The organism is Halostagnicola sp. A56 (assembly GCF_000691505.1).
In the GTDB taxonomy this organism is placed as follows: Archaea; Halobacteriota; Halobacteria; order Halobacteriales; family Natrialbaceae; genus Halostagnicola.
This window is the reverse complement of sequence record NZ_JMIP02000019.1, coordinates 1-26,744: the sequence shown is the minus strand read 5'-3', so window position 1 is coordinate 26,744 and position 26,744 is coordinate 1. Positions and strand designations below refer to the sequence as shown.

General features: G+C 61.7%; 28 protein-coding genes, 1 tRNA gene and 1 pseudogene. 14 read left to right on the top strand and 16 right to left on the bottom strand.

All coding sequences use genetic code 11. From position 1 onward, the window contains the following. Positions 1-38: 38 nt before the first annotated feature. The 3 genes from minD to EL22_RS10065 form a co-directional block, all read right to left on the bottom strand. The gene (gene minD / locus EL22_RS10075) at positions 39-887 is read right to left on the bottom strand and encodes a MinD/ParA family protein (protein ID WP_050051383.1); all 849 of its coding nucleotides are present in this window, start codon (positions 885-887) and stop codon (positions 39-41) included. A 217-nt stretch (positions 888-1,104) separates the two neighbouring features. After that, positions 1,105-1,326 carry a hypothetical protein gene (locus tag EL22_RS10070; protein WP_231587925.1) on the bottom strand — a complete coding sequence of 74 codons (222 nt, stop codon included), beginning with the start codon at positions 1,324-1,326 and terminating at the stop codon, positions 1,105-1,107. Positions 1,327-1,486: 160 nt separating this feature from the next. Next, positions 1,487-2,725 carry an NAD(P)/FAD-dependent oxidoreductase gene (locus EL22_RS10065; RefSeq protein ID WP_050051381.1) on the bottom strand — a complete coding sequence of 413 codons (1,239 nt, stop codon included), beginning with the start codon at positions 2,723-2,725 and terminating at the stop codon, positions 1,487-1,489. Between the two features lie 120 nt (positions 2,726-2,845). Between EL22_RS10065 and EL22_RS10060 the strand changes: the two genes are divergently transcribed. From EL22_RS10060 to EL22_RS10045, 4 genes are all read left to right on the top strand, one after another. Then, the gene (locus EL22_RS10060; protein WP_231587924.1) at positions 2,846-3,541 is read left to right on the top strand and encodes a DUF6149 family protein; all 696 of its coding nucleotides are present in this window, start codon (positions 2,846-2,848) and stop codon (positions 3,539-3,541) included. A 274-nt stretch (positions 3,542-3,815) separates the two neighbouring features. Next, positions 3,816-5,063 (top strand): polysaccharide deacetylase family protein, encoded by a 1,248-nt coding sequence (locus tag EL22_RS10055; protein WP_050051380.1) that lies wholly within the window; start codon positions 3,816-3,818, stop codon positions 5,061-5,063. A 168-nt stretch (positions 5,064-5,231) separates the two neighbouring features. Further along, positions 5,232-6,518 (top strand): MFS transporter, encoded by a 1,287-nt coding sequence (locus EL22_RS10050; protein ID WP_050051379.1) that lies wholly within the window; start codon positions 5,232-5,234, stop codon positions 6,516-6,518. 153 nt (positions 6,519-6,671) lie between these two features. Next, complete coding sequence (locus tag EL22_RS10045; protein ID WP_050051378.1) at positions 6,672-7,553, top strand: homoserine kinase; 882 nt, start codon at positions 6,672-6,674, stop codon at positions 7,551-7,553. A gap of 507 nt (positions 7,554-8,060) precedes the next feature. Here EL22_RS10045 and pdxS read toward each other — a convergent pair. From pdxS to EL22_RS10025, 3 genes are all read right to left on the bottom strand, one after another. After that, a complete protein-coding gene (gene pdxS, locus EL22_RS10040) occupies positions 8,061-8,969 on the bottom strand; it encodes a pyridoxal 5'-phosphate synthase lyase subunit PdxS (protein ID WP_050051377.1) in 909 nt (302 codons plus the stop codon). A 241-nt stretch (positions 8,970-9,210) separates the two neighbouring features. Continuing rightward, complete coding sequence (locus tag EL22_RS10035; RefSeq protein ID WP_156184098.1) at positions 9,211-10,152, bottom strand: hypothetical protein; 942 nt, start codon at positions 10,150-10,152, stop codon at positions 9,211-9,213. Positions 10,153-10,944: 792 nt separating this feature from the next. After that, positions 10,945-11,019 (bottom strand) — tRNA-Arg (locus EL22_RS10025). A 233-nt stretch (positions 11,020-11,252) separates the two neighbouring features. Here EL22_RS10025 and EL22_RS10020 point away from each other — a divergent pair. Together EL22_RS10020 and EL22_RS10015 are read left to right on the top strand one after the other, a co-directional pair. Further along, a complete protein-coding gene (locus EL22_RS10020) occupies positions 11,253-11,819 on the top strand; it encodes an AAA family ATPase (RefSeq protein WP_050051374.1) in 567 nt (188 codons plus the stop codon). After that, positions 11,816-12,241 (top strand): RNA-binding domain-containing protein, encoded by a 426-nt coding sequence (locus tag EL22_RS10015; RefSeq protein WP_050051373.1) that lies wholly within the window; start codon positions 11,816-11,818, stop codon positions 12,239-12,241. Before EL22_RS10020 ends, EL22_RS10015 begins: the two co-directional genes overlap by 4 nt. A 30-nt stretch (positions 12,242-12,271) precedes the next feature. Here the strand turns inward: EL22_RS10015 and EL22_RS10010 are convergent, their stop codons facing one another. Both EL22_RS10010 and EL22_RS10005 read right to left on the bottom strand, forming a co-directional pair. Further along, positions 12,272-13,312, bottom strand: coding sequence for a hypothetical protein (locus EL22_RS10010; protein WP_050051372.1), 1,041 nt, complete (start codon positions 13,310-13,312; stop codon positions 12,272-12,274). 23 nt (positions 13,313-13,335) lie between these two features. Then, positions 13,336-14,727, bottom strand: coding sequence for a signal recognition particle protein Srp54 (locus EL22_RS10005; protein WP_050051371.1), 1,392 nt, complete (start codon positions 14,725-14,727; stop codon positions 13,336-13,338). Between the two features lie 766 nt (positions 14,728-15,493). Between EL22_RS10005 and EL22_RS10000 the strand changes: the two genes are divergently transcribed. The 5 genes from EL22_RS10000 to EL22_RS09980 are packed head-to-tail and all read left to right on the top strand — an operon-like array spanning position 15,494 to position 20,239. Beyond that, complete coding sequence (locus EL22_RS10000; RefSeq protein WP_050051370.1) at positions 15,494-16,762, top strand: urea ABC transporter substrate-binding protein; 1,269 nt, start codon at positions 15,494-15,496, stop codon at positions 16,760-16,762. Further along, positions 16,763-17,647, top strand: a complete 885-nt coding sequence (urtB, locus tag EL22_RS09995) for an urea ABC transporter, permease protein UrtB (protein WP_050051369.1) — start codon at positions 16,763-16,765, stop codon at positions 17,645-17,647. Beyond that, positions 17,644-18,762, top strand: a complete 1,119-nt coding sequence (locus tag EL22_RS09990) for an urea ABC transporter permease (protein WP_050051368.1) — start codon at positions 17,644-17,646, stop codon at positions 18,760-18,762. The genes urtB and EL22_RS09990 overlap by 4 nt, the downstream gene beginning before the upstream one ends. After that, entirely contained in the window at positions 18,762-19,541 is a 780-nt protein-coding gene (locus EL22_RS09985; RefSeq protein ID WP_050051367.1) for an ABC transporter ATP-binding protein, read from the top strand. The genes EL22_RS09990 and EL22_RS09985 overlap by 1 nt, the downstream gene beginning before the upstream one ends. After that, positions 19,541-20,239 carry an ABC transporter ATP-binding protein gene (locus tag EL22_RS09980; RefSeq protein ID WP_050051366.1) on the top strand — a complete coding sequence of 233 codons (699 nt, stop codon included), beginning with the start codon at positions 19,541-19,543 and terminating at the stop codon, positions 20,237-20,239. Before EL22_RS09985 ends, EL22_RS09980 begins: the two co-directional genes overlap by 1 nt. 49 nt (positions 20,240-20,288) lie before the next feature. Here the strand turns inward: EL22_RS09980 and tenA are convergent, their stop codons facing one another. From tenA to EL22_RS09965, 3 genes are all read right to left on the bottom strand, one after another. Further along, entirely contained in the window at positions 20,289-20,948 is a 660-nt protein-coding gene (tenA, locus tag EL22_RS09975) for a thiaminase II (protein WP_050051365.1), read from the bottom strand. A 106-nt stretch (positions 20,949-21,054) separates the two neighbouring features. After that, a complete protein-coding gene (locus EL22_RS09970) occupies positions 21,055-21,594 on the bottom strand; it encodes a CBS domain-containing protein (RefSeq protein ID WP_050051364.1) in 540 nt (179 codons plus the stop codon). A 59-nt stretch (positions 21,595-21,653) separates the two neighbouring features. Then, positions 21,654-22,013 (bottom strand): DUF555 domain-containing protein, encoded by a 360-nt coding sequence (locus tag EL22_RS09965; RefSeq protein WP_050051363.1) that lies wholly within the window; start codon positions 22,011-22,013, stop codon positions 21,654-21,656. Positions 22,014-22,298: 285 nt separating this feature from the next. On the opposite strand from EL22_RS09965, the gene EL22_RS18035 reads away from it, so the two are divergent. Further along, positions 22,299-22,469 (top strand): hypothetical protein, encoded by a 171-nt coding sequence (locus tag EL22_RS18035; protein WP_175507178.1) that lies wholly within the window; start codon positions 22,299-22,301, stop codon positions 22,467-22,469. A 394-nt stretch (positions 22,470-22,863) separates the two neighbouring features. Continuing rightward, on the top strand, positions 22,864-23,595 hold the full coding sequence (gene psmB, locus EL22_RS09960) for an archaeal proteasome endopeptidase complex subunit beta (protein ID WP_050051362.1): 732 nt from the start codon (positions 22,864-22,866) through the stop codon (positions 23,593-23,595). Positions 23,596-23,750: 155 nt separating this feature from the next. Here psmB and EL22_RS09955 read toward each other — a convergent pair whose 3' ends face one another. The 3 genes from EL22_RS09955 to EL22_RS09945 form a co-directional block, all read right to left on the bottom strand. Continuing rightward, complete coding sequence (locus EL22_RS09955) at positions 23,751-24,200, bottom strand: hypothetical protein (protein WP_050051361.1); 450 nt, start codon at positions 24,198-24,200, stop codon at positions 23,751-23,753. Next, positions 24,201-24,728, bottom strand: a complete 528-nt coding sequence (locus tag EL22_RS09950; RefSeq protein ID WP_050051360.1) for a sugar-specific transcriptional regulator TrmB — start codon at positions 24,726-24,728, stop codon at positions 24,201-24,203. Positions 24,729-24,986: 258 nt separating this feature from the next. Continuing rightward, a complete protein-coding gene (locus tag EL22_RS09945; protein WP_008418277.1) occupies positions 24,987-25,193 on the bottom strand; it encodes a cold-shock protein in 207 nt (68 codons plus the stop codon). A 151-nt stretch (positions 25,194-25,344) separates the two neighbouring features. Between EL22_RS09945 and EL22_RS09940 the strand changes: the two genes are divergently transcribed. After that, positions 25,345-25,836 (top strand): hypothetical protein, encoded by a 492-nt coding sequence (locus tag EL22_RS09940; RefSeq protein WP_050051359.1) that lies wholly within the window; start codon positions 25,345-25,347, stop codon positions 25,834-25,836. 44 nt (positions 25,837-25,880) lie between these two features. Here EL22_RS09940 and EL22_RS18030 read toward each other — a convergent pair whose 3' ends face one another. Together EL22_RS18030 and EL22_RS17190 are read right to left on the bottom strand one after the other, a co-directional pair. Then, the gene (locus EL22_RS18030; RefSeq protein ID WP_197075886.1) at positions 25,881-26,039 is read right to left on the bottom strand and encodes a hypothetical protein; all 159 of its coding nucleotides are present in this window, start codon (positions 26,037-26,039) and stop codon (positions 25,881-25,883) included. Positions 26,040-26,623: 584 nt separating this feature from the next. Continuing rightward, positions 26,624-26,744, bottom strand: a pseudogene (locus EL22_RS17190) (shikimate kinase); the annotation flags it as partial.

The following is a 26,744-nucleotide window of genomic DNA, read 5'->3' as shown; positions in this document are numbered from 1 at the left end:
TGCGCAGTTGGGAGCGGCGACGAAGCGGTCGGCGGCGATCAGGAATCGGGTTCGGCGCTGGGCTCGCTTTTCGAGGAACCGCCGATCGGAGTCGATCCGTCGCCGTCGGAGACCGCCCCGGTAACCGCCGGTTCGCCCCGAGAATCGGTGGCCGAGCCTTCAGCTTCGATCTTCGATACGACGTCGGAAAACTCCGACGCGAGTCGCTTGTACGCGATCGCCGCGGGTCGCTGGGCGTCGTAGACGACAAGCGGCGTTCCCGCGTAGACGCTGTCGCGAACGGCGGGGTCGTCGGGAATCGAGCCGACGAGCGGGAGCTCGAGGCGCGAGGCGATATCCTCGGGGGAAACGTTACTTTCCGCGCGGGTGCGAGTGATAATCAACCCGCCGGGGGTTCCCTTCGCGTGGTCGGTCAGCTCGAGGGTCTTTTTCGTGTCGTGGACGGCGGCGGGTTCGGGCGTCGAGACGAGCAAGACCGCGTCCGCGAGTCCGAGCGGGAGGACGGTTTCGTGGCTGACGCCCGCACCGACGTCGAGAAAGACATAGCTGAACTCGTCTCGCAGTTCGTCGACGACGTCTCGAAGTCCTTCTGGCGACGTTTCGGCGTAGGCCTCGAGGCCGGTACCGCTGGGGACGGCCACGATATTGTCCGTCAGCGGATACGTCGCCTCCGAGATGGAGGCGTTTCCGGCGAGGACGTCGTGCAGGGTGGTCGAGTCGGTGCTCAAACTCACGAACCCTGCGAGGTTCGCCATCCCGAGGTCGGTGTCGACGATCGCGACCCGCTCGCCCGTCTGTGCCAGTGCAGTTCCGAGGTTGACCGTCGTCGTCGTCTTCCCGACACCGCCCTTTCCACTCCCGATGGCAAATACCGTCTTGTCGGACATACTGATTATATCGCCATAGTGTAGCGGGAACACCTTAAATAGTGACATAGATCCGCCCAGACCGGCTCGAAATATACCGAGCAGCGGCGTTTCGACGTACTCGGCGTGTGCCGTGGTCTGGGTTCACCTCGCCGTCTGCTCGAGTCCGCAGAACGGAGGTGCTAGAGGCATCGCTCGCGGCAGTCACACGAATCATGCGTCGGTCGATCAACCAGCGTCAGGAACGATCGATCCGATAGCACGCCGTGAACACGATCACGTCGCCGTCTTCGAGGTCGGCCGCCTCGAGTGCTGCCGTCGGGCCGGCCTCGATCGCCTCTAGAAACCACGTCAACGTCGACGGCTCGAGCTGGTCGACGTGCCGTACGGTCGCGTCCGCGGGGATTGACTCGACGCGACGAAGCGCCGGTGATCGGTCGACGGTTTCGCTGGTAGCCATGTGTGTTGGTACCAATTGCCATGTTAGAATATAAACGTTTGCCTCGGCACGCATCTCGAGCGCGATCGAACCGTCGCGTTTCTCGCGACCCTCGAGGCGAGACGGTCCCGTTACTCGTCGATTTTGAGTACGGTGATCAGAAGAGGCAGTTCGATCCGTGTTACTGTTCCTGGGCCGGCGCGAGTTTGTCGATGTCGACGGACTGCTCTAAGAGGACGTCTGCCTGGTCTGCGACCTCGCGCTGTTCGCGCATGAGCTGTTTAAACGTACTCTGCGGGGAGAGATCGCCGATCAGGACGCCGCCGACGATTTTACCGTCTTTGAACGCAACGCGGCGCCACTCGGTATCGCTGTAGCGTCGTTCGGCGTGATCGTCCCCGAGCGTCGGGTGCCCGAAGGAGAGAAACGGGAAGTCAAAGTGCGTGATCGAGTACGACGAGACCCACTGGAACTCCTCGGATCGCTCGTCTGCGGCCATGTTGATCGCGGCGACGCGTCCCTGTTCTTTGGCCGACCCCCAGGAGCCGTTCTGGGCCTGCTCGCCGAGCAGGACGTCGTAGAATCGGGTTATGTCTCCCGCGGCGTAGACGTCCTCGAGGTTCGTCTCCATGTACTCGTCGACGACGATGCCGTTTTCCATCTCGAGGTCGGTCTCGTAGAGGAATTCGGTGTTGAACGTCAGGCCAATCGCGACGCCGGCGAAGTCACACTCGTAGCGCTCGCCGTTGGGGTCGACCGCGGCGGTCACCTGACCGTTGTCGTCCGTTTCGAAGCGGTCGACGCCGCTGTCGAACACCGGCTCGACGCCGACGTCGCGCATTCCGTCGTGCATGATCTCCGCGCCGTCGGCCGAAAGCGCGTAGCGCCACCAGCGGTCGCCGCGCATCAGGTATTTGCCGGAGACGCCCTGTGCACCACAGACGGCTGCAAAGTCGATACCGAGCAGTCCCGCACCGACGACGACCGCGTCGTCCGCGCTCTCTGCGCTCTCTTTGATCTTGCGCGCGTCCTGAAACGTCCAGAAGTGGTGGACGCCCGCTGCGTCGCTGTTCGGAACCGGGAGCTGTGTCGGTGTCCCGCCCGTCGCGATCAGGAGTTTGTCGTAGGAGATGTTCTCGTCCTGATGGACGTGAACGGTCTTCTCGTCGGGGTCGATGGTCGTGACGTGGGTGTTGAGCGAGAGGTCGATGTCCCGTTCGTCGTACCAGTCCTCATCGTGAATCGAGATGGGAGCCTCCGGTAGCTTCCCTTTCGCGTGTTCTTTGATCAGAATGCGATTATACAGCGACTCTCCCTCATCGGTGATGACGGTAATGTCGGAGTCCGGGTCTTCCTCCCGGAGGGTCTCAGCGGCCGAACTGCCCGAGATTCCGTCACCGATGATCACGTACTCGGTCATATTCGGATCGTTCGTAACGAGGGTTAAAGTGGATTGCTATCTCGGCGATGTTTCCGTGTCCGATCAGTCACTTTTTGGCGATCCAAACGCCTCTTTATCCTCGGGTTCACACGTATCAGTATGAAGATCCGCCAGAACGCTCGTCACTTCGCCTCGAGAAAGGCCCTCGAGACGCCCGTCGTCCGATCGGTCGCCAAGTCGGGCCTCGTTCGAATGCACACGAAGATCTTCACCGGCAAAGCCGATCCCACACACGCGGCGGAGCGAAAGCCGCGACTGGACGCCTTCTTCGACGCCACCATGGACGCGTATCTGGCCGCGCTACAGAACGGGTATTCGGAGGCCGAGGCGCGCGAAATCACTCACATCCAGTCGAACTTTGACTTCTACAACCACGGCTGGACCGAGATGATGGAGTTCCCCGGCGACGAACTCGAGGACCACTACGAGCGCTACGCGGACTTTTTTGAGACCTGGGGGATCACCATCGACGATCCGCTCGGCGAGTTCGCGCCGCCGGACGGATTGCCAGACGCCCCTTCGACGCCGGAGCGACTCGAGAATCCCGACCACCCCCACGCCGAGGGCGGCTTCGCAGACGACGTGTACGTCGAAACGGACGACGGAGACCTGATCGTCGGCGGACAGGACGACCCCGACGCGGCGGACGTCGATCTCACGAGTGCGGTCGGCGTCGACGAGGTCGGGGCCGACGAGACGGTGACAGACGATGCCGTCGAGGCCGACGAAGCGGTGATTGACGATGCCGCCGACGAGACGACTCCGGACGACACCGCCGAGAACCGAGACCGCTAACCCGACCGACGGTATCGGCATCCTACTCGAGACTACGGAACTGCACGATCGGTCCATCCGGTGCTGTTCGACCGAGTCAGTCCGGCGCTGCTTGCTCGAGTCCGTCTGGAACTGTATACTCGAATCAGCCGGTGCTGCTCGCTCGAGCCAGTTCGAACCGGTCAGCGAACTCGTACGAAGCCGTTTCCTTCCCGCGATTGGTGGGCGATTACTGTCGGAACTGGTGAGGCTAATCCGGCCATAACAATGGTCGCTATTGATATCTTCGCGGTGTATGAACAGGCGTGCGTATCTGGCGATGACAGCGTCCGCGGCGAGTTCGCTCTGTCTCGCGGGCTGTGCAGGAACGGAACCGCTCGACTCGAGTAACGCGGACAGTACCGACGACGGACGGTCAGATCGCGAGGGACCGGTGACCCCCGCTTCGGGGGTCGTCGAACCCGGTTCCGAGGACGACTTCGAGGACCTCTCGAGGTGGACCGCAGACGCCGGATCGCTCTCGGTCGATCCGGACCGCGCGTTCGTCGGGAGCCAGAGCGCACGGCTCACGATCGGGTCGTCCGCGACGACCGGCCGCATCTCCAAGACGTTCGACGAACCGGTCGACGTGTCGAACGTCGTTCCGGGCGTCGCGATCACCGCCGAGACGGTCGTCTCGCCCTGGCTCCGACTGCTCGACGCGAACGGAAACCGAATCGACTACCGGCGAACGGTGACCGGCGGGCTCCCGTTTATGCGCTATAATTTCGGGATCGACGTGCTCGACGACTCGTTCGACGAGACGGCCGTGACAGAGGTACACCTCCAGCTCTGGGCGGAAAGGGGAACCGAGCGGACAATCTGGTTCGACGACCTTCATTTCGTCCCGCGGCCGGAGACGGGGAAAGTGATGATCCAGTTCGACGACACGCACGTCACCGACCACACCGAGGCGATGCCCTTGCTCTCCGAGTACGGCTACGGGGCGGTGACGTTCGTCAATCCCAACTACGTCGGCAAGGACGTTGCCGGCTTCGAGCGTCTCAGCGAGTCACAGCTCGCGGACCTCCACGATGCGGGGTGGTGTCTGAGCAACCACACCGACACGCACGCGGACATGCCGACGCTCGAGCGGGACGCCCAAGAACGGGAGCTTCGCAGGGGGAAAGCCTGGCTCGAGGAACGCGGCTACGAGGAGGGGGCGAAATACTTCGCGTACCCCTTTGGAAACTTCGACGCGACGACGGTCGAACTCGTGGACGAATACCACGAAATCGGCTACGCAGGTGGGTATCCCGTACAGGGGTACACCTCGAATACCGCACTCGCCTCCCGAATCAGCGAACCCGACAGGGAACAGGCGCAAGTCGCGTTCGAGCGAACCGCCCGCATGCCCGGGATCACGAGCGTGTTCTACCACGAACTCGAGGGCGAGTTCCGAACCGACTTCGAAGACATGCTCGAGGTCCTCCACGAGTACGAGTCCGCCGGTGAGATCGACGTGATTCTCCCGCCAGACGTCGAACAGGAGTTCCTCTTCTGAGGGGGAAGCGAGCATCCGAAGCTGCAAGGGGACATCCGAATCAGCGTACGGCGATCCGAATCGGCAAGCGGACATCCGAAATCGGCGGCGTACGAACCGGGCGACCGTTCGCGTTTCCAAGGGGCTAAGTGCGCCGAGCGACGCGGTATTGGTACTCACTACCGTCCCATGGCTCTGAACGCGAACGATCGCTCCATCGCGACCTTCACGATGGCCGCCCACGCGCTGGTCCACTGGTTCGAGACGTCGATCCCGATCTTTCTCGTGGTCTGGCTCGCCGAGTTCGACATCAGCGTCGCGCTGGTCGGATTCGTCGTCACGCTCGGCTACGCCCCGTTCGGCATCGGCGCGCTGCCGGGCGGGATTCTCGCGGACAGGTACGGTCCGAAGCGGCTGATTCTCGGGTGTCTCCTCGGCATGAGTCTCTCGTTCGTCGCGCTCGCCGGGGCGTCGCTCGTCGATTCGATCTACGCGGTCGCGATCGGCCTGATTCTGTGGGGTATCACCGCGAGCGTCTACCACCCCGCCGGACTGGCGCTCATCAGCACCGGCGTCGATGACCGCGGCACCGTCTTCGCCTGGCATGGCATCGCCGGCAACGTCGGCATCGCGCTCGGCCCGTTCGTCGCCGCCACGCTGCTTATCGTCCTCGAGTGGCACGTCGTCGCCGCGCTTCTGGCCGTCCCCGGGCTCGTCGCCACGCTGTACGGCTTGCAGGCGAACTTCGATCCGGTCGCTACCGTCGCAGACGACGTCGACGCCAGCCCCGACGAGGCGCTCTCGCTCCCGGAACTGCTCTCGAGTACGCGCACGCTCTTTGCCAGCGCATTCGCGATCATCTTCGTCATCGTCGCCTTCGAAGGGCTGTACTACCGCGGGATGCTCACGTACCTGCCCGAGATCCTCGACGGCCTGGGGGCGATCCAGGGTATCGAAATCGCCCCGGCACTCGAGCGCTACGACATCGATCCGGCGTTTTACATCTACGTCGGCCTGCTGGTGGTCGGGATGGGCGGCCAGTACGCCGCGGGCAAACTCGTCGATCGCGTCGCGCCGGCCCGCGGGCTGGCTGCCAGTTTCGCGATCCTGACCGCGCTCGCGCTCGCGTTCGTCCCGGTGACGGGGATGGGGTTGGGACCGATACTCGTCCTCTGTGGCGTGTTCGGATTCTTCCTCTTTGCGATCCAGCCGTTTTACCAGAACGCGGTCGCCGTCTACACGGGTGCCGATAGCCGCGGCCTCTCCTACGGCTACACCTACCTCGGCGAGTTCGGCATCGGCGCGACGAGCATCGCGGTCGGCGGCTTCGTCCTCGGCATCTCCGAGACCTGGTTCTTCGCGACGATCGCAGTGTTTTCGATTCTCGGGGCGGCCCTCTCGGCGGCGCTGCTTTTCGGTCTCGATCGACTCTACACCGGCGAACCGACGGCGGCCGGTCAGGCGATGGACGACTGAGTTCGACGATCTCGAGAGCAGCCGTGTCGGATCGCAACGAGCGCGCGTCGATCTGCCGACGACGGTCGCTTCGAACGCACCGAGTGGGGCCCCGCTCGATGTCGGCGGCCTTCGTTCGCTACCTTTTTGCCTGCACTCTGGGAATGAATCGACATGCTCACCGTGCGGGCACCTGCGACGAGCGCGAACCTCGGGAGTGGCTTCGATGTCTTCGGCGTCGCGCTCGAGACGCCCGCCGACGTCGTCCGGGTCGAACGGGCGCGAGAAACCACCATTTCGGTGACGGGCGCTGGCAGCGAGTTCATCCCAGAGGATCCGGCCGAAAACACCGTCGGTGCGGTCGCCAAAGCTCTCGACGCGCCGGCCCTTATCGAGATCGACAAGGGGGTCCGCCCGGCATCGGGGCTCGGCTCGTCGGCCTCGAGCGCCGCTGCGGCGGCCGTCGCGTTGAACGAACTCTACGACTGTGGCTACTCGCGCGAGGAACTCGTCCCGATCGCCGCCGAGGGCGAGGCGCTGGTTTCGGGCGAAGCCCACTCGGACAACGTCGCCCCCTCCCTGCTCGGCGGCTTTACCATCGTGACCGACCACGGCGTCACGCAGGTCGATACGTCGGTCCCGCTGGTCGCCTGCCTCCCGGAAACCGTTGTCTCGACTCGAGACGCCCGCGAAGTCGTTCCCGATCAGGCCGCTCTCGAGGACGTGGTCTCGTCGGTCGGGAACGCGGCCACGCTCGCGGTCGGGATGACGCGCAACGACCCCGAACTCGTCGGTCGCGGGATGGACGACGACATCGTCACTCCCCAGCGTACTGCCCTCATCGACGGCTACGACGACGTTCGCGAGGCCGCCCTCGAGGCGGGCGCGACCGGCGTCACCGTCAGCGGTGCCGGGCCGGGGATCCTCGCCGTCTGCGACGGCTCGAGTCGGCGCGCCGTCGCCGGGGCGATGATCGACGCGTTCGACGACAACGACGTCGAAAGCCGGGCCTACCAGACGCGAGTCGGTTCGGGCGCGACGCTGTACCGCGATTGACCGGTTGCGAATGCGTTCGCCGGCACAGACGCGAATCGACGCCCTTCTCGCCGTGATTTCGCTCGCAGCCTTCGGACTCGCGTTCGTTCTCGTCGAAGCTCCGGTTTCGACGTCGTTTTTCATCCTCGGAAGCGCCGCCACGGTCGCGTTCGAACTGGCGGCGACTCGAGACCCCGAAACGGTGCGAGATTACTGGGAACGATCTGGAGTTGCGCGGTCCTGCGGACCTCGAGGCGGAGCGGTGAAGCCGCGGAGTCCGCCCGGCGTCGCTCGCTGCGGCGCTCGGGATCGCCGGAATCGGTGCCGTCCTCGCCCCCTCGAGCGTGCTCTCGGCCGGTATCGGGGCGTTGGTGGCATATCTGCTGATTCTCCTACTCGTCAGTATCGGGCGAAGTACGGCCTGAAAACGACCGGATCGGTGCAGCCACTTCGATCGGCTCGAGCGCCCGCCAGCGCCGATATTGGTGCTGACCGACTCGAGCGATTCGCTCAGACACCCCGAACCGCTCAGACGCCCCGACCCTGCAACTGCTCCTCGTCGGGCAGATCGACGTTCGCGTCGCCTTTCATGCTCTTGCCGAGGTTCTTCGAGATCTCGGCGAGCGTTTCGGGATCGTCCCAGTTGTTCGTCGCCTCGACGATCGCTTCGGCCATCTCCGGCGGGTTCTCCGCGCCGAAGATCCCGCTGCCGACGAAGATGCCGTCGCACTCGTGGTGCATCATGAGCGCGGCGTCGGCGGGCGTCGCGATGCCGCCCGCGGCGAAGTTGACGACCGGAAGCCGACCCATCTCGGCGGTCTCGTGGACGAGTTCCGCGGGCGCTTCGATCTCTCGAGCGTAGGCCTCTCGCTCCTCGTGGGACATTCCCTCGAGCTTGCGGATCTCGCCTTTGATCGTCCGCTGGTGGTAGACCGCCTGGTTGACGTCGCCGGTGCCGGCCTCGCCTTTGGTCCGGATCATCGCCGCGCCCTCGCCGATCCGGCGGAGGGCCTCGCCGAGGTCGCGCGCTCCGCAGACAAAGGGCGCGGTAAAGTCGCGTTTGTCGATGTGGTAGTCGTTGTCCGCCGGGGTGAGCACCTCGCTCTCGTCGATCATGTCGACGCCGACGGTCTCTAAAATCTGGGCTTCCTTCGTGTGTCCGATTCGAGATTTCCCCATGACGGGGATCGAGACTTCCTCGACGATTTCCTCGACATCGGCGGGGTCCGCCATCCGGGCGACGCCCCCGCGTTTTCGGATGTCCGCGGGGACTGCCTCGAGCGACATGACGGCGACGGCACCGGCGTCTTCGGCGACTCGAGCCTGTTCGGGGTTGACGACGTCCATGATGACGCCGCCTTTTTGCATCTGGGCGAACCCGCGCTTGACGAGGTCCGTTCCGCGTCGGAGCTCCTCGAGATCGGTCGTCTCGGTCATGTCGAGGCGTTCGAACGCACTGTACTTACGCGTGTCCTTTGGCCGTTCTGACTCGAGTCAGGGAACGTCATCTATTTGTGGTACCTATCGGTGGTGTGGCGGTAACTACTGATGTGGACTTATCGAAGCGGTGCTTTTGTATACTGTCAATTTAAAAACCAATGTATGAATAGGACGGATTGGTTTCTCGCTCTCATCACATTTTTGCTGGCTGTAATTGCTCTCGAGACCATGTCTGGAGCTACAAACGAACTCTTTCGTGATATTGGCTCGTCGACGGATCGGATTTGAGCCACTGATTCAGCGCGTGGAAGTTTTCGTTGATAGCCATAATGGCATCCCAGAGGCTATCGAATTTCTTTGGATCAGTGGTGAGCGTACAGAAAACGGCCGTATCAGCGTGTTCGGCTCCCCATTCGAGGGAGTCTTGGAGCATCGCAAAGGTGCGGTCGACACGCCCACGATCGCTAAACCGAGTCGCCATCGGCTTGACCATCCGACGGGTTTCGTGACCCGTTCGGTTCGCTAAGTGGACGTCGAATGCGAGCCGGTAGTCTCGCACGCGTTGGATGTAACGACGGAGTGATCGAGCGAGAGTCTCTTTCTGTGGATCGGAAAGTGTGAGAAGATCTGAGCGTGTCGTTTTCAGGATGTTCTGGCAGAACTCACGGTCGTAGACGAGATCGTTCGATTGGGTGGGTGTTTCAGTTATGCCTGCTGAAATCAAGTCAAGCAGGCGGTGGGTTGGATGGACCCAGCGCCCGCGCTCGTCGTCGCGATCGACGTGCTCGAGGCGAATCAAATCCGTCTCTGCATCCAGATCGTTGATGAAGCGGTTGAGAAACTGGTAGTCGTCGTCCGAGCCGTCGAGAGCGACCCACTCGCTGCTCGTGTAGATGTACTGGGCTGCTTCGTCGTGGCGCTCGAACGCGTCGCCGGAGAGATCGTACATCCCAGTATAGTCGTTCGGAGCGACGCCTTTGAGAACGAAGTGACAGAGAGCAGTCTGGGACACGCCTTCGGGATGGCGCGCAAGGAACTTGAGAGCGCGAACGCGGTCGCTGTTACGGTCGGTCAGCGACGCCGGGTCTCGCTGCCCGTAGGCCATCAAACCGCGTTCAGCAAGGTAGTCGACGACACTCGATGTGTTACAACCCTGCTGCGTGCCCGAGAGTGCCGCCATCTACCGCCTGCTCTGGACACCTGGAGCGCGTGCGGTCATTCACCATCGCGCCTCTCGTTGACCTCCTCGAGGTGGCCAACACGATGCGCCCAGACAGGGACGAGAACGACAGTCTCCGGAGTGTTGAGATACGGCTTTCCGTTATCCGACTTTGCGTCCGGAGAGAGCCATTCTGGCGGGACTATATGGTGAACATCGTACTGATCGCCAAACACGTCGTGAGGATCGGCACCAGCCGCAATCGCGCAAAGCTGATGGATGTAAACCGTATCGTCATGTCCTCCTCGCTGGCATCGGACATACTGATAGCCGCTACCAGTTTCAGAGACAGACGGAGGCTTCGGGGGAGGTCGGTAGACAACCGACGAATCCTGAGCCACTTGGCCACCATCAGTCAGGATGCGCTTGGAGGAGGAGACAGTATTTTCAGTAGAACTCACTCCCGCCGCTCGCTCGCCGGAACGAGGCCCGTCGCTCGCTTCGCTGCGCTCCCTACGTTCCGGGCTTTCCCTCGCGTCTCGCTTCGCTCGCGCTGCGGGTTCCGGGCTACCGTCCATCCGGCACTCGCGGCGCTCGATCGATGCTTGTCCGCTACCGCAACAGGAAGGGGACCGCGCGGTGGAAAGATGTATAAGAACAATGAAAACCGGCGGCAGGCGGAGGGGGGCGTTAAGCGGCTTAACGGAATCCAGATTCTCAGAATGATGATTAAGCCATCGGTCCGCCAAATTTGGAGGATAGAGGCCTCTACGGAGGATGATAGATAGGACTTCAAAACCGACGACTGCGGTACGGGCACGATGGGATTCGAACCCACGACCGTCGGATTAGAAGTCCGACGCTCTATCCAGACTGAGCTACGTGCCCTCGAGTACGGTTCACCCCCCAAAGGCCATAAGCAGTTGGGATTTCCCTCAGCTGTTGCACCGAGCGCGCAACGGGTCGAACGACATCGTTTGGCTCGTTTTCTGTCAGGAACCTTCGAGAGACGGATGCTCGAGACGGACGGAGGAACCGGTCGAGAGGGCCTTTGTCGACCCAGTTGCGGTTCGGCCGACGAGACACAGCCCTTATGCGGCCTTCGCCTGTATCTCTCCCCGATGCACGTCATCGGAACGGTGGGGTTGCCCGGCAGCGGCAAGGGCGAGGCAGCCACCGTCGCACGCGAAGAGGGAATTCCTGTCGTGACGATGGGCGACGTCGTCCGTCAGGAGACCGCCGACCGCGGACTCGACCCCGCGAAAGACCACGGCACCGTCGCGCAAGCGCTTCGTGAGGAAAATGGCCCGGCGGCGATCGCCGAGCGGTCGCTGCCGATGATCGAGGACCGCCTCGAGGACCACGAGGCCGTCCTCGTCGATGGCATCCGGTCGGGTGTCGAGGTCGACGCGTTCGAAGCGCGCTTTGGAGCGGACTTCACGCTCGTCAGTATCGAAGCCCCCTTCGACCTCCGCGCGGAGCGGATCGACACGCGCGGTCGCGATGCGAGCGAGGACGACGGCGGCGAAGGCCTCGCGGCGCGCGACGAGCGCGAGCGCGGCTTCGGCATGGACGACGCGATGGAGCGAGCGGACGTGGTCGTCGAAAACACCGACTCGCTCGAGGCGTTTCACGACCGGATCCGTGCGATTATTCGAGACGGCAAAGAACGGGTGCACAACTCATGAGCGCGAATCGAACCGAAATCTACCGTGTGGACATCGAGATCACGGCACCGGTCTACGACACCGAGGTGACCGCTCGAGTCGCCGACGCCGTAACGAATATCTTCCCGAACGCCGACTTAGAGGAGAGCCTCGGCGAGATCAGAGCCGAGGCACACTCGATGGAGCAGTTTTCGGAGCTCCTGCACCGACAGGAGATCCTCGACACCGCCCGCGGTGAGTTCTTCTCGAATCGGGAGGGACAGATCTTCAGCTTCGCGCTGAAAAAGCAGGCGGCGTTCGAAAACAGAGTGAACTTTTCCGTCGGCGAACCCGACGAACTCGGCGAGATCGCGGTCCGTGTGCGCGTCGACGAACCGACGCTCGAGGAGTACGTCGATCACGTCGCGCCGCCGACCGAGGACGGCCGGCCGGTCGACGGCTGATCGTCACAATCTACTATTAGTTCAGCGGCGTTAACAGTTCTCGGCGGCCTCGAGGGCGTCTTCGCCGTCGCTTTGGGATTGTTGTGCGCCGACGATGTCGCCGTCGTCGGCAGCGGTCGCACCCTCGGCGAACTCCGTCGCGGCGGTCTCGAGGTGGCCGCTCTGACAGTGGGCGGTCTCGGCGTACTCCACGAAGCCGGCGGGGGCACTCGATTTCTCGTCGGCAAAGGTCTCCGTCGCGTCGCCGAACGAATTGGCCGCGTCCTCGAAGGTCGTCGCCGCACGTTGGTACTCGCCCGCGTCGAAGCGTTCCTCGCCCTCCTCGAGCGATCCGTGGCCGGCGAGCATCGAGTCGTATCCCGACAGCATCGACTCGACGGATCCGAGCACGTCTCCGAGCGTTTCGATTCCCGATTCGACGCGGTCGAGGTCGACGATCGAGTGTTCCTCGAGTCGGTCGTGGTCGAGGTTCTCGAGAGTCACAACCGCGTCGTCGTAGCTCCCGCGAGCCCCGTCGATCGACTCGCGATGAGTCGCGAGGGTGTCCTCGACAGTCGACGTGTCGCCGCCCGCCATTTCGCCGGAGATCGCCTCGACATCCGTCGCGAGTGAGTCGTCCGTGAGCGTCTCGAGGACGTCGATCATCGCCTCGAGGACGTCGGCGTAGCTGGCCAGTTCCGCGGCGATGGCCGAGTCCGCGACCGACTCGAGTTCGCTTCGAGCCGCGTCGACGAACGACTGCGGCTCATCGGCAGAGAAGTCGGCTTTGGTCGGGTTCTCGAGGCCGCTTTCGGTACCTTCGATCGAGATCGCAGCCTTATTCAACTTGCCGACCGCGCGGTTGATAGCGCGTGCTTCGTCGCGGTGGTCCTCCGGCAACTGTTCGCCATCCTCGGAGCCGAGGACGTCGCCGAGACAGCCAGCGAGAGAAGAGACGACGACGAGACCGCTTGCGGTCGAGAGATACTGACGACGATTCATACTGGCCCACGCGTCTACGATGGCATGAAGGTACTGGCCGACGTGATTGCAGGCGAACAACTCGAGCGCTCCGTTGTCGGTTTCAGTCAATATCCGGAGTCAACTCGCGCTTATCAGAACGGACCCATACCGCCCATGCCGCCGCCTCCGCCGCCACCGCCCTGTTGCATCTGTTGCATCATCCGCTGCATCTCCTTTTCCGATCCCATGCCCTGGAACTGCTTGATCGTCCGCTCCATCATCTTGAACTGCTCTAACAGTTCCCGAACCTGCTCTTCGTCCGTCCCGGAGCCGCGGGCGATCCGCTGTACCTGACTCGCGCCGATGGCCTTCGGGTACTCCTTTTCGGCGTCGGTCATCGAATCCATGATGACCTCGAAGGTCCGCATCCGCTCCTGGGTGACGTCCATCGCGTCGTCGGGGAGCTGATCTTTGATCCCGCCGCCGAAGCCGGGGATCATGTCCATGACCTGATCCAGCGGTCCCATGTTGTTCATCGCCTGCATCTGCTTTTGCATGTCGTTCAGGGTGAACGATCCCTGCAGCATGTCCTCGGGATCCCAGTCTTCCTCTTCGTCTTCGGTCTGGGCCATCGCGCGCTCGACGCGTTCGGCGAGCTGGCCGAGGTCGCCCATCCCGAGCAGTCGCGAGATGAAGCCGTCGGGTTCGAACCGTTCGACATCCTGTACCTCCTCGCCGGTGCCCAGGAACGCGATCGAGGAATCGGTCTGGTCGACCGCCGTCAGCGCCCCGCCACCTTTCGCCGTCCCGTCGAGTTTCGTGATGACGACGCCGTCGATGCCGATCGACTCGTCGAACTGCTGGGCCTGGTCTTTCGCGCCCTGACCGATCGCCGCGTCCAGCACGAGCAGGGATCGATCCGGTTCGACGACGCCCTCGATCTGCTCGATCTCGGCGATCAGGTCGTCCTCGAGCGCGTGGCGACCCGCCGTGTCCACGATGTGGACATCCGCGTCGCTGGTCGCCTCGAGCCCGTCTCTGGCGATCTGGACGGGATCCTCGCCGTCGGGGTCGCCGTAGAACTCGACCTCCGCGCGCTCGCTCATCTGCTCGGCCTGTTCGTACGCGCCGGGCCGGAAGGTGTCCGTCTGGATGACGGCCGGACGAAGCCCCTTCGTCGAGAACCACCACGCCATCTTCGCCGCGGAGGTCGTCTTCCCCGACCCCTGCAGGCCCGCGAGGAGGATCGTCTGTTCCTCGAGCGGGAGGTCGGTCGATTCGCCGATGAGGTCGACCAGTTCTTCGTAGACGATGCGGAGGACGAAATCGCGCGCCGGCGTCCCGGCGGGTGGCTCTTCCTCGAGCGCCCGCCGTTCGATGTTGTCCGAAAGCTCCATGACGAGCGAGACGTCGACGTCGGCGGAGAGCAGTGATCGCTGGATCTCCTTGACGATCTCCTCGACGTCCTCTTCGCTGATCCGTGACTTCCCGCGGAGTGTATCGAGGGTGCCCCGAAGGGAACTCCCGAGATCGTCGAGTACCATTTGCTCGGTGTACGAGACGGCGGCGTTAAAGCCTTTTTCTGTGGTGGTCAGTTTCCCATCGAATTAGCTTGCCACCGGATCAGCTAACCGACGATCCGCCGGCGGTGGCGTGCGCTGGATCGCACCGAGCAACGCGAGGGGCGATCCGACGATGCGCGAGGTCTTCGGTCACGCAGTGACCGAATGGCTTGGAAGTCGCGAAGCGTCTTCCAGTGGATGAACGAACGAACCTGTGAGTGAGTGAATCGGTTGGGGAGGGTGTGGAAGTCAGTGTTGTCGGCGCGAGTAGTGTATTCGTTGTCGTCGGATTCGAGAGAGAAATGGAACGATACGAACAGCTGAGCTATATATCAGTCAGTCTTTCACCCCGTCCGTAACGTCTTCAGGGAAGTGATCCTCCAGTGCTAGTCGACACCCGAGGTATGTCGCAAGGACGATTACGATAAACAATATCGCAAGTGAAACGAATGGTACAACGAATGATACGGGGATTCCAACGACCATACGAGACAGTAGTGTAATATATCCTAACTAATTGCCTCTATTTATCCATTTCAATATAGTTCGGTACCCATTGTACTTCCTCGAGATAAGTCTTTTATATTGTCGTTATTTTCAAGGACTCAGTGGAATGATTGGACAATCAATACTCGGACCAGCAATAACGGTGCTAGAACGTGCAGGATTACTTCAGGTACATGTGGTACGATAGTTGGATGCGTTCGCACGCATCCCGAAACGGCGCTCGGACCGTCGGTGATGGACGGTGAGAGATTCCAGCATCTCTCGACGGGACGTTCTTACTAGCGGTGCGGTTTCCTGCCTGGCTGGACTCGCAGGCTGTGTCACCCAGTCGGGCGTGCTCAGCATGCAATCCGGCTCCGACGGGCCGACGCTTGCCGTCCTTGAGGATCGGTCCCAGGACTTCGCGTTGACGGGAACGCCGAAGTACCGGACGTCGATGCTCGCAATCGAGGAGATCAATCGTGACGGCGGGATTCTGGGCGAGGAGGTCGACATCTTCGCGCCCGATCCCCAGTCGGACAACATGCTGTATCAGGATCTGACTCGCCACGCGATCTACCGGGAGGACGTCGACGCGATCTGGGCGGGCTACTCGAGCGCGACGCGGGAGGCGATCCGTCCGATCATCAACGAACACGAGCTCCTGTACTTCTATACGACTCAGTACGAGGGTGGCGTGTGCGACAAAACCGTCTTTCCGATGGGGGCGACGGCGCGCCAGCAACTCGGCGCGGTCGTCCCCTACATGATCGAGGAGTACGGCGGCGAGATCTACACGATCGCAGCCGACTACAACTTCGGACAGCTGTCGGGCGACTGGGTGCAGATCATCGCCGAGGAACACGGCGGGGAGGTCGTCGACGAGGAGTACATCCCGCTTAGCGAGTCCCAGTTCGGGTCGACGATCAATCGGATCCAATCGGCCGACCCCGATTTCGTGATGTCGATGCTCGTCGGCCAGACCCACTCCGCGTTTTACGAACAGCGACTGGCGAGCGGGCTGACGGACATCCCGATCGGTACGTCGACGAACATGGCACAGGAGTACGAACACCTGCGGATAGACCCGCCCGCCCTCGAAGACGTCTACGCCGGCGTCAACTACATGCAGGAACTCCCGACCGACCGCAACGAGGCGTTCGTCGAGCGCTATTACAATCGTTGGGACGACGCCGAATACATCAACCAGGAAGCCCAGAACAACTACTTCTCGATCTACCTCTACAAGGAGGCGGTCGAACGCGCCGGCACCTTCGAAACCGACGCGGTCATCGCGGAACTCGAGAGCGGGATCGAGGTCGAAGCACCGGAAGGCGACATTACGCTCGATCCGGAGACACACCACATGGAACACAACATGCACGTCGCACATTCGGACGAAACCCACGAAATCACGTTCGAGGACGCGGGCACGATCGGCCCCGCGTTCTTAGAGGAGGTCGGGTGCGACCTGACCAGCGAGGCCGAACAGACCCAGTACGAACCCGGCGCGTACTACGAGGGGATCTAAATGGCGGGCGTCGGTCTCCTGAACTTCGGGTTCGAGTTCCTCGAGATCTTCGCGTTCATCGTGCTCGCGACGGTCGGGCTCGCGGTGATCTTCGGCATGATGGGAATCATCAATCTCGCCCACGGCGAGTTCATCCTCGTGGGAGCCTACGCGACGACGTTCGCGTTCGCCGCCGGCCTGCCGCTCCCGCTCGCGATGCTTACCGGCGTGGTCCTGACGGCGGTCTTCGGGCTCGTCCTCGAGCGACTCATCATCCGACACCTGTACGGACGATTGCTCGACTCGATGGTCGTCACCTGGGGGATCAGCCTCGTGATGATCCAACTCGTTCGGATCGCGTTCGGAAACGCCGCTCCCGGGATCGGGATTCCCTTCGGCGAACTGCCGGTCGTAGACGGCCCAGCCTACTACCTCGTGCTCGGCGTGCTCGCCGTCGGCGTCCTCGGGGGGCTCTACGCGCTGTTCATGTGGACGGATTTCGGCGTCCGCGCACGCGCGACGATGCAAGACGCGGAAACCGCACGCAGCATGGGTATCGACACTGATAGGATGTACATGTCGACGTTCGCGATCGGCTCCGCGCTCGCGGGCTTTACCGGAGCCCTCTACGCGCCGGTGATGACGATCACGCCCCAGTACGGGACCGGATTCCTCGTCGAGGCGTTCGTCGCCGTCGTCGTCGGCGGGTCGTCGGTCATCGTCGGGACGTTGCTGGCCAGCGGCTTCCTCGGGTCGGTCAACGCGGTGTTCACGAACGTCACCGAGAGCACGTTCATCGGACTGGTCGCGATGTTGCTCGCCGCGATCGTCACGATTCGCCTAATGCCCGACGGGATCACCGGCTTTCTCGAGACGGTTCGCCAACGGTGGGGTGAGAACCGATGAGCCACGGCACGAGCGACGAACTTCAAGCCAGAGTCACTGGCCTCCTCGGTGGCCCGAACGTGATGGGGAACTCGCCCGCGTTCTGGGCCGGACTGGCGGTTGCCGTAGCGCTTCTCGCCGCGTTGCCGGTCCTCTTTGGCTACTACGCCGCGGAGATCGGGTCGGTCTTTCTCGCGTACGCGTTGCTCGCCATGAGTCTGGCGTTCATCTGGGGGTACTGTGGAATCCTGAGTTTCGGCCAGGTCGCGTTCTTCGGTATCGGTGGCTACGCCTTCGGAATCGTCGCGATCAACGTCTCGACGATGGGCGGTCTGACGCTCGGACTAGTCACCGCGCTCGTCGTTTCGACGCTCTTCGCCGCGATGCTGGGGTACTTCATGTTCTACGGCGGCGTCCGCGACGTTTACGTCACGATTCTCACGCTCGTCGTCGCGCTCGTCTTGCATACCTTCATGGGCCAGACCGCGGGCGGCGAGTGGGCGGTCGGCGACGCTCGCCTCGGCGGATTCAACGGGATGAACGGCGTGCCGGACCTCGGAATCGGGGTCGGATTGATCGGCTACGAGTTCGGCATCGCCGCTCACTACTACGTGACCCTGGGCGCGGTCGTGGCGACCTACCTCGGCCTTCGAGTGTTGCTCAACAGCCGATTCGGATACGCGATCGTCGCGACCCGCGAAGACGAAACGCGGACCGAGATGTTCGGCTACGACACGACGTTCATCAAGTTCGCCGTCTTCACGATCGGCGGCGCTATCGCCGGGTTGAGCGGCGTGTTGTTCACGACCCAGAACAACTACATCGACCCGAGCGTCTTCGGGATCACCGCGGCCGCGCTCCCCGTGGTCTGGGCGAGCGTCGGCGGGCGCACGTCACTGCTCGGAACCGTGGGTGCGGCCCTCGCGATCCAGTTTCTCGACTACCGACTCGCCATCTCCGGGAGCGAGTGGGCGCTGGTGGTGATCGGCTCGCTGCTCGTGTTCGTCGTGCTCGTGATCCCCGAAGGGATCGCACCGGGCCTTCACGATCTGGTCGTCAGCCGCCGATCCAGATCGACGTCGGCGGAGTCGCCGGGGAGCGATGGTGGCGCGAACGCCGAGGAGGTGAGCGACTGATGGGCGTCAGCGATCCGACCGTCAAAACGACACCCGCGGTCGACGAAACCGGCGAGGGTTCCTCGCGCGTTCTCCAGACGAGAGGCCTCACGAAGCACTTCGGCGGGCTCACTGCGACCGACGAGGTCGACTTCGCGCTCGAGGAGGGCGAACTGCGCTGTCTCATCGGGCCCAACGGGGCCGGAAAGAGCACGTTTCTCAACCTGCTTACGGGCCAGCTCGAGGCCTCTTCGGGGTCGATCTACTACGACGGCCGCGAGATCACGGGAACGTCGCCCCACGAGCGCGTCGATCGGGGGATCACGATGAAGTTCCAGGTTCCCAGCATCTACGACGAGTTTACCGTGGCTCAGAATCTTCGCATTCCGCTCCAGCAGGTCGTCGACGGCGACGAGTACGGGTCGCGGACGCGTGAAATCTTGGAGCGGTTCGATCTGCTCAGCGAGCGAGAGACGACCGCGTCGGATCTCTCACACGGCCAACAACAGCGATTGGAGATCGGGATGGCGATGGCCATGGAACCGAATCTCATGCTCCTCGACGAACCGGTCGCCGGCCTCTCGGTCGAGGAAACGGCCGATATCGCCGAGTTGCTCGAGGAAATCGTAGCGGACGACGGCGTCGCGCTGATCGTCATCGAACACGACATCGACTTCGTCGAATCGATCGCGGATCGAGTGACCGTCCTCGATCAGGGCTCGATTTTTCGCGAGGGTTCGATCGAGGAGATCAGGGCCGACCCGGAAGTCAAGCGAATTTACCTCGGGGATGATCACTAATGCTCGAACTCATTAACCTACGCGCATCGTACGGACGGACGCCGATCCTTCGAGACGTCGATGTCACCGTCGACGACGGCGAAATCGTCGGCATCATGGGCAAGAACGGCGTCGGCAAGACGACACTGGTCAAAGCCGTCATGGGACTGCTCGAGGCCGACGACGGAACGATCACCTTCGACGGTGAGGACGTGACGGACGAATCCGCGGACGTTCGTGCTCGCCGCGGGATCGGGTACATTCCGCAGGGACGGGATGTCTTTCCCGAGTTGACGGTCGAGGAGAACCTCCGAATGGGCGAAACGATAAACGAGGCGAGTAGCGACCTCCAGTACGAGGCAGTCTACGATTACTTCCCGATCCTCGAGGAACGGGCCGATCAGGAGGCGGGCACGATGAGCGGCGGGCAACAGCAGATGCTCGCGATCGGTCGCGCGCTGATCGGCAATCCCGATCTGCTGTTGCTCGACGAGCCTTCGGAAGGCGTCCAACCCTCGATCGTACAGGATCTCACGAGAGACCTCACACAGGTCAACGAGGAACTCGGGACGACGATCCTCTTCGTCGAGCAGAACCTCCACGTCGTTCAGAACCTCTCCGAACGGTGTTACGCCATCGACAAAGGAACGATCGTCGACGAACTCGGATCTGAACGGCTCGCATCTCGAGACGCCGTCACCGAGTACCTCGCGGTCTGAACGGCCTGAAAACGCTCCCGGTCCGTTCGACGAAAACCGAGTTGCTGCGCTACAGATCCCACGTCTCTCGAGTGTAGGCCATCTCCCAAAATTGGTGCTCGAGCCGGGCGCAGGTCAGGAACGCCTCCTCCATCGCCTCGTGTTCGCCGGGGTACCGTTGCCCACAGCGGTCGACGAATTCTCGCATCCAGTCGACCGCCTCGCGGAAGTCGTCGCTCGTGTACTTCTCGATGAACGGCGTGTATCGGTGGTCGTCGTCGGCGAGTTCGGCCATGTGTTCTGCGATGTCGAGATAGCCCTGTCCGCAGGGGTAGATCGCCGCTGCGATTTCGGCCAGCGATCCCTCGTGCGCCGTTCGGACGAGGTAGTTCGTGTACGCGATGCAGGTCGGCGACTTCTGCACCGACTCGAGTTCCGCCCGGTCCATGCCGTAATCGGCGGCGAACTCGCGGTGGAGGTCCATCTCGTAGTCGAGGACGGTGTGTGCGACTCCGAGCAGGTGCGTCATGGTCTCTTCGTCCCGGGCTTTCGTCCCGGCGATGGCGAATACACGCGCGTAATCAAGCAGGTAGCGGTAATCCTGCCGAACCCAGGTGAGAAACGCTTCCTCCTCGAGTTCGCCCGTCGCGAGTTCCCGAACGAAGGGATGGTCTTTCTGTGCCTCCCAGATGTGGTCGCCGGCCTCGAGTAATTGGTCACTGAACGCCATTATCCGAACGGAAGACCGTCCAGCACAATATAGGTGACTACTACAATCGAGTTATATCGGCGTCGAACCGAAGACAGCCCGTTGACGCCGCCGCTTGTCAGCCGGCTCAAGAAAGCCTGGCTGTCAAGTCCGCCTCGGTGATGATCCCGATCGTTTCCCCGGCTTCGGTTATCATGACCGCCTTGTAATGCTCGAGGAGGTTACTGATCTCGTCGAGCGTGGCGTCTTTCGAGACCGTCGGGAAACTCTCGCTCATGTGATTGTCGATGGACTCGTCTCGAGACTCCGAGTCGAGGTGGACCAAATCGCTCTGACTGATCGAGCCGACCGGAATCCCGTCCTGAATCACAGCGAGTTGCGAGTAGGCTTCGGACTCCATCTTGCGGGCGGCCTCGCTGATCGGTTCATCGGGCGAGACGCTGACGACCGCTTCGTTCATCAGGTCCTCGGCCCGGATGACGTCGCTTTCGGCCTCCTCGAGAGCCGTCACTATTCGACGCAGCGTCGAGAGTCGCGGATCGACGTCGCCACCCTCGATTCGGGCGATCAACGGCTGGGAGACGCTCGCCTTCTCGGCGAGTTCGCTCTGGGTCAGCCCGAGATCGGTGCGGCGCTGTCGGAGGTCCGCGGGCGTCGGTAACTCCATGGTTTTGAATAACCACGGGTTATAGAAAGTCTTTGGGTCGTGTCGACTTTGGGCGGTAGTTACTCGTCCTCGTCGGCCTCGGTCTCGAAGACTTCGACGACTGAGAGGGGAACGTCTCGCAGCGCGCCGCCAACCTCGCTCTTTGCGATCCGAGAGGCGTGTTCCTCCCCGTCCGCGTTGAAGACGTCCATCTCGAGGGCGAGCCCGACGAGCGCGGTGTCGGCCGCGATAAACGCGGAGTCGAAGGGTTCGCCGCAAGCGGGACAGCCCGTCGCGCCGACTTCGACTTCGACGTACTCCATGTTCTCCTGGTTGAGTCGCTTTCCTGCTTCGCTTACTGCGACGCCGATTGCGTCGTCGATCTGGTCGACGTCACGAACGAGCCACGCGGCCTCCATCGCGACGAGATAGTTGCTCATACACGTCCAACGTGGTGGGGGGTTTCTTCTCTTGCGGTTCGTCTCGCACCTTGTTGGCGAGCGCGCACGAGAGCCGGATTATGGGCATAACTTATGAGAATCGCCCGGATCGATTCCAGTCATCATCGACGTAGTTCGTCACCGAGTCCGCTTTCAGTTGGACTTCGTGAAAGCTAGCTTGAATCGACGTACGGCGTCGAGGTCGGTTCTCGAGACGATCGTGAGAGCGCGGCGAGAGACACGAATATTTATATACTCCCTCGAACTGAGCGACGATGAACGCTGATGAAATCCCGCGCACACAACGCGCTGCTGTTCGCAATGTACCAACTGTGTATCGTCGTCGGTATCGCGGCGATGCCGCTTGCAATCGTTGCTAACCAGATCGGTCTCTCCCTCCCAGTACACCGGGTCATCGCCAACGTCGGCGAGGCCTACGAAAACGCCCAAAAGTGAACTCGACAGCACCCACGACACCCGGACCCCGCTGAACCGAATTCTCGACATCGTCGAACCGACGGACAAAGTTCCGTTCGTCTCGATCGACCTTCTCGAGACTGTCCAGAAGACTCACACTCGCTCGAGCAACTCCTCACTCGCTCGAGTGACTCCGTGTCACCTCGAGGTGACTCTCTGCCCACCCGATCCGACTCGACACTCACTCGAGGTGAGGTCACTGACGGCTCGAGTTCGCACCGTCGTCCGCGTCCCTCGTCGGTCTGGCGTCGTAAATCGACGCCAGACAGCGTATTACAGTCGCTTCGATCGCAAATCCAGTCCCGACAGAGAAGCGGAAACCAGAGCGGTGACCGCCGGTGTTTTATATCGTCCCGGTCGTTAGATACCGATAATGCGAACACCAACCCACGACTCGGACTTCTCTCGAACGGTCGACCAGTTGGCGGACGAGCCGGACCCCTACGGCCCGGAACTCGGTGCGATGCCACAGAACGACATCTCGAGCGCCGACCTCGACAACGTCAACAAGACGGGAACGACGACCATCGGGATCACGACGGCCGACGGCGTCGTCATCGCGACGGACATGCGCGCGAGCCTCGGCGGTCGATTCGTCTCGAACAAAAACGTCCAGAAGGTCGAACAGATCCACCCCACCGCAGCGCTGACGATGGTCGGCAGCGTCGGCGGCGCACAGTCGTTCATCTCGAGTCTCCGCGCGGAGGTCAACCTCTTCGAGACCCGCCGCGACGGGAGCATGAGCATCAACGCGCTCGCAACGCTCGCGGGCAACTTCGCTCGAGGCGGGCCGTTCTTCGCGATCCACCCGATTCTGGGCGGTGTCGACGAGGAAGGAAGCCACGTCTACAGCATCGATCCGGCGGGCGGCGTCATGGAGGACGACTACACCGTCACCGGAAGCGGAATGCAACTCGCCTACGGTCATCTCGAGCAGACCTACGAGGAAGGGCTCTCGAACGACGAGGCGACGACCATCGCGGCACAGGGAATCAAGTCCGCGGCCGAGCGCGACACAGGCTCGGGTAACGGTGTCTTCCTCTGTGAGATCACCGAGGACGGCGTCGACATTCAGGGCCACAACGACTTCGAAGAAGTCATCTAAGCCGTCCCGGATCGAATCGGATCTTTTCGTTAGGTTTGATGTGCAGAGTACCGTCTGTCGGACGGTCTATGCGGTATTTGGTCGAACCTGTCGGTACGCTATTCGAGACGCGAGATCGCTCGAGTATTCCCCTGTCTGTGTCTTACCCGCAGGAATCATTCTACGGACCATAGTGTCTCGATTCGTTGTGCGATCGCCGTGAGAACAGTCGAGTACACCTCGAGCGGATGAAGCGAGGGGAGTTCGAGATCAGCGATTGCAGCGGCAGATGGAGGTTTATGGAAGTGCAACCGGGCGTTGTGCGTGTTCAGATGCCGGTCCCAGCGACACTCCCAGCGGTCTCCATCCTCGTGTTCTTCGACGTAGTGGACCGAGAAATCGCCAGTCGTGAACCACCGGACATCGAGTCGGGCCGCTGTTACCGAGTCCGGGTAACGTTCCGCCTCGAGGCGTCCACGAAGTAGCCAGGGTTCGTACGAATCCGGGTCGAACACAGTTTCGGAGACCAGTGCATCCGATGTGAGGTGTCGCTCCAGCAAGCGTAACGTCTGTCGATCCGGTGGTCCTGTCGAGTACGGCGGTGAATCCTCCGGTGGTTCACTCATCTACGCTGGAATTAGGTGCCCGTCGTTCTGTGAGAGTTGGCGGGCGAGTTCGTACAGCCGAATATCACGAATCACACCGTGCCACTCGCTGACTGTGGCCATCCGTTCGTGGACGGTTTCGTGATCCCCGCGTTCGACCACGGAGACGTCTGCCGGATCCGTCGTCTCGAACTGCGCTTCGTAGTCCCCGCGCTGTGTTTCGAGCGCCTTCACGCGATCGATGATCTCTTCGACGGAGAGTTCCGTTGCGATCCGACTGGCATCCTGCCACTCGAGGTATCCCTCGTTTCGTTCGTACGTTGCTGGGCGACTTTCTCTATCGGCTCGAGCGATACCCATCTCCGCTAAACGCTCGAGGTGCTTTTTCGCGGCGTTCGGAGAACAATTTGCAAGTTCCGCGATGTCGGTGTACGCGGTCGGAGACGTAATTCCCAGAACGACGTCGTAGACGCGACCAAACGTGTCAGTTTGCGTTTGCCACCGTCGCCGGGCAGATTCGGACTCGGGGACCGGATCGAACTCGGTCATACCCTCTATAGGTGGCTAGTCTCAATATATCTCCGGATCCTTCAGATATTTGTAAGCGCGTGGAAATCAGCCTGTTAAGTACAGGTAAAAGAGTACAAGCGACTTTGGAGGGTGTCGTAGAACGGTTCGCATACCTCCTCCGCGATCACTCGACGAACGATACGTACAGAGTATACAGATAGCGTCGGCTCAGACGTGTGACCTTCTGAAAAATCGAGAGCGTTGTCTGTCGCTGTGAACGACAGGTGTGTCTCGGTGTTACTGTCGGACGACGTTCGCTGCACGAGGCCCCTTGGGCGAGGACTCGATGTCGAACTCGACCTCCGTCCCTTCCGTGAGGTCCTCGCCGCCGACATCCTCCATATGGAAGAAAACGTCTTCGTCGTCGTCGAGGTCGCCGTCATCAGTCGAAATGAAACCGTAGCCGCCAGTGTCGTTGAAGAAATCAACCTTACCGTTTGCCATTACAAACAAACTGAGGGGTGGATGAGGGATAACCCTTCCGAGGGTCACGGTACCACGACCTCTCACACTCATTCGAACGTGTCGTGACCGCTCGAGAGTACGGTTCGATGGTGCAAAACGAATATTGTATTAGGAATCTAACTCTAAGATAATGGTTTCGAACCGGACGCTCGTTTCGCTCGGGGTCATCGTCCTGGTGCTCGTCGCTGGAATCGGGGTCGTCACATCGTTCCATCCCCTCTCAGACGAGCCGGAGGAGCAGGTGCACATCGAGTCCTATCCGGTCGGCCCCGAAAAACCGACTCCGGTCGATTCCTCGAACGTCGCGGACTACACCGCGACGTACGAGGAGCGACTCTTCTATAACGACCTCCTCGCGAGCCACGACCACAGTTTCGAATCCGATGAACAGGTGATAGCCGACTGCACCTCGCTCTCGGTTTCGAACGCCAGTACGGACGGGTTCGACCTCCAACTCGAGTGTCGAGGCGGGGTTACCGACTCCGCGGAACTGTCCGCGTCCGAGGAGTCCACGTACGAAGTCGACTACCGGGTGACGAATACGACGACCCGACAGACGGCGTTCCAGGACTATCCCTTCGAAACGGATCGAGCGTTCAACAACGAACAGGAGAACGAGTAGCGGGAGTTGGGGCCTTTGTCCCTTTGTTCGGACCCTCGAGTGGACTAGCTGAGATCAGGCGAGCCGACCTCACAGCCACACGGCGAGCAGATGTGTTCCATCGGCCCGCGGCTCGTGACTCGAGTAACCGGCGTGTCACACCGCGGACACCGCGGCAGAAACGACGGTTCGTGTTCGTCTTCGGTCGGCGGCTGATCGCTCATAGGCACCTCGAGCGCAGTTTTCGGGGAGTGCCGGCTAGTTGAGAGCGGTACGGCTGTCGTGCGAGACGTTTATATCTCGGTAGAATCAACGCAAACATGGTTTCAACCCTCATCGGGTTAGAAACCGCGCCTCGGGTGCTCTATCACCCGGGGCATTTCAGCGCATGCCCCTGGCGGCTGATTGAAGCGCGGTTTCTATCTTGTTTGTTGTCGGGTAGTCACTTATACTATTGGGATTCCGACGGGCAGAAACGGATCTGATCGGTTCTCCACATCGGTTTTGACTTCGCGTTGAATGGATCTTCCGCCATATTTCGACGCATCTGCTCGAGTGCGAAGAGTTTGAAAGTCGCGTGCGGTTCGAGCGATGAACTTATTAATTATAATAAATGAAACCATTCACATGACGCCCCTCAGCCGACGCCGACTCTTGGCTCTGAGCAGTGTTTCTCTAACTGCTCTTGGTGGTTGTTCTACGTCTGAAACCGATCCTGTAGGTGTCGTACTGGTGGGGATCGAGTTTGGAAATGCGACCGCGGAACCGCTCACGTTCCATTATCTCGTGGAAAACGAAGACGAGATCATATCGGCGCGATGCGTTCGCAATCGGAGATGTCCGCGTCCGCGCTGAACGCCTGCTCCGGTGGCGTGTAGACCAGCGCGTGCCAGTCGACGCCTCGTGAGCGAGTAGTTCGTCGGTCGTGT

Coding starts and splice junctions, on each gene's coding strand:
- minD (WP_050051383.1), bottom strand. CDS start 887: ATGTCCGACAAGACGGTATTTGCCATCGGGAGTGGAAAGGGCGGTGTC.
- EL22_RS10020 (WP_050051374.1), top strand. CDS start 11,253: ATGCACGTCATCGGAACGGTGGGGTTGCCCGGCAGCGGCAAGGGCGAG.
- EL22_RS10070 (WP_231587925.1), bottom strand. CDS start 1,326: ATGGCTACCAGCGAAACCGTCGACCGATCACCGGCGCTTCGTCGCGTC.
- EL22_RS09985 (WP_050051367.1), top strand. CDS start 18,762: ATGGGCGTCAGCGATCCGACCGTCAAAACGACACCCGCGGTCGACGAA.
- pdxS (WP_050051377.1), bottom strand. CDS start 8,969: ATGACCGAGACGACCGATCTCGAGGAGCTCCGACGCGGAACGGACCTC.
- EL22_RS10035 (WP_156184098.1), bottom strand. CDS start 10,152: ATGGCGGCACTCTCGGGCACGCAGCAGGGTTGTAACACATCGAGTGTC.
- EL22_RS09965 (WP_050051363.1), bottom strand. CDS start 22,013: ATGAGCAACTATCTCGTCGCGATGGAGGCCGCGTGGCTCGTTCGTGAC.
- EL22_RS09980 (WP_050051366.1), top strand. CDS start 19,541: ATGCTCGAACTCATTAACCTACGCGCATCGTACGGACGGACGCCGATC.
- urtB (WP_050051369.1), top strand. CDS start 16,763: ATGGCGGGCGTCGGTCTCCTGAACTTCGGGTTCGAGTTCCTCGAGATC.
- EL22_RS10045 (WP_050051378.1), top strand. CDS start 6,672: ATGCTCACCGTGCGGGCACCTGCGACGAGCGCGAACCTCGGGAGTGGC.
- EL22_RS18030 (WP_197075886.1), bottom strand. CDS start 26,039: ATGAGCGATCAGCCGCCGACCGAAGACGAACACGAACCGTCGTTTCTG.
- EL22_RS10005 (WP_050051371.1), bottom strand. CDS start 14,727: ATGGTACTCGACGATCTCGGGAGTTCCCTTCGGGGCACCCTCGATACA.
- EL22_RS09945 (WP_008418277.1), bottom strand. CDS start 25,193: ATGGCAAACGGTAAGGTTGATTTCTTCAACGACACTGGCGGCTACGGT.
- EL22_RS09970 (WP_050051364.1), bottom strand. CDS start 21,594: ATGGAGTTACCGACGCCCGCGGACCTCCGACAGCGCCGCACCGATCTC.
- EL22_RS10050 (WP_050051379.1), top strand. CDS start 5,232: ATGGCTCTGAACGCGAACGATCGCTCCATCGCGACCTTCACGATGGCC.
- EL22_RS09950 (WP_050051360.1), bottom strand. CDS start 24,728: ATGACCGAGTTCGATCCGGTCCCCGAGTCCGAATCTGCCCGGCGACGG.
- EL22_RS09990 (WP_050051368.1), top strand. CDS start 17,644: ATGAGCCACGGCACGAGCGACGAACTTCAAGCCAGAGTCACTGGCCTC.
- EL22_RS09955 (WP_050051361.1), bottom strand. CDS start 24,200: ATGAGTGAACCACCGGAGGATTCACCGCCGTACTCGACAGGACCACCG.
- EL22_RS10015 (WP_050051373.1), top strand. CDS start 11,816: ATGAGCGCGAATCGAACCGAAATCTACCGTGTGGACATCGAGATCACG.
- EL22_RS10065 (WP_050051381.1), bottom strand. CDS start 2,725: ATGACCGAGTACGTGATCATCGGTGACGGAATCTCGGGCAGTTCGGCC.
- tenA (WP_050051365.1), bottom strand. CDS start 20,948: ATGGCGTTCAGTGACCAATTACTCGAGGCCGGCGACCACATCTGGGAG.
- EL22_RS10060 (WP_231587924.1), top strand. CDS start 2,846: ATGAAGATCCGCCAGAACGCTCGTCACTTCGCCTCGAGAAAGGCCCTC.
- EL22_RS10055 (WP_050051380.1), top strand. CDS start 3,816: ATGAACAGGCGTGCGTATCTGGCGATGACAGCGTCCGCGGCGAGTTCG.
- EL22_RS09940 (WP_050051359.1), top strand. CDS start 25,345: ATGGTTTCGAACCGGACGCTCGTTTCGCTCGGGGTCATCGTCCTGGTG.
- psmB (WP_050051362.1), top strand. CDS start 22,864: ATGCGAACACCAACCCACGACTCGGACTTCTCTCGAACGGTCGACCAG.
- EL22_RS18035 (WP_175507178.1), top strand. CDS start 22,299: ATGAAATCCCGCGCACACAACGCGCTGCTGTTCGCAATGTACCAACTG.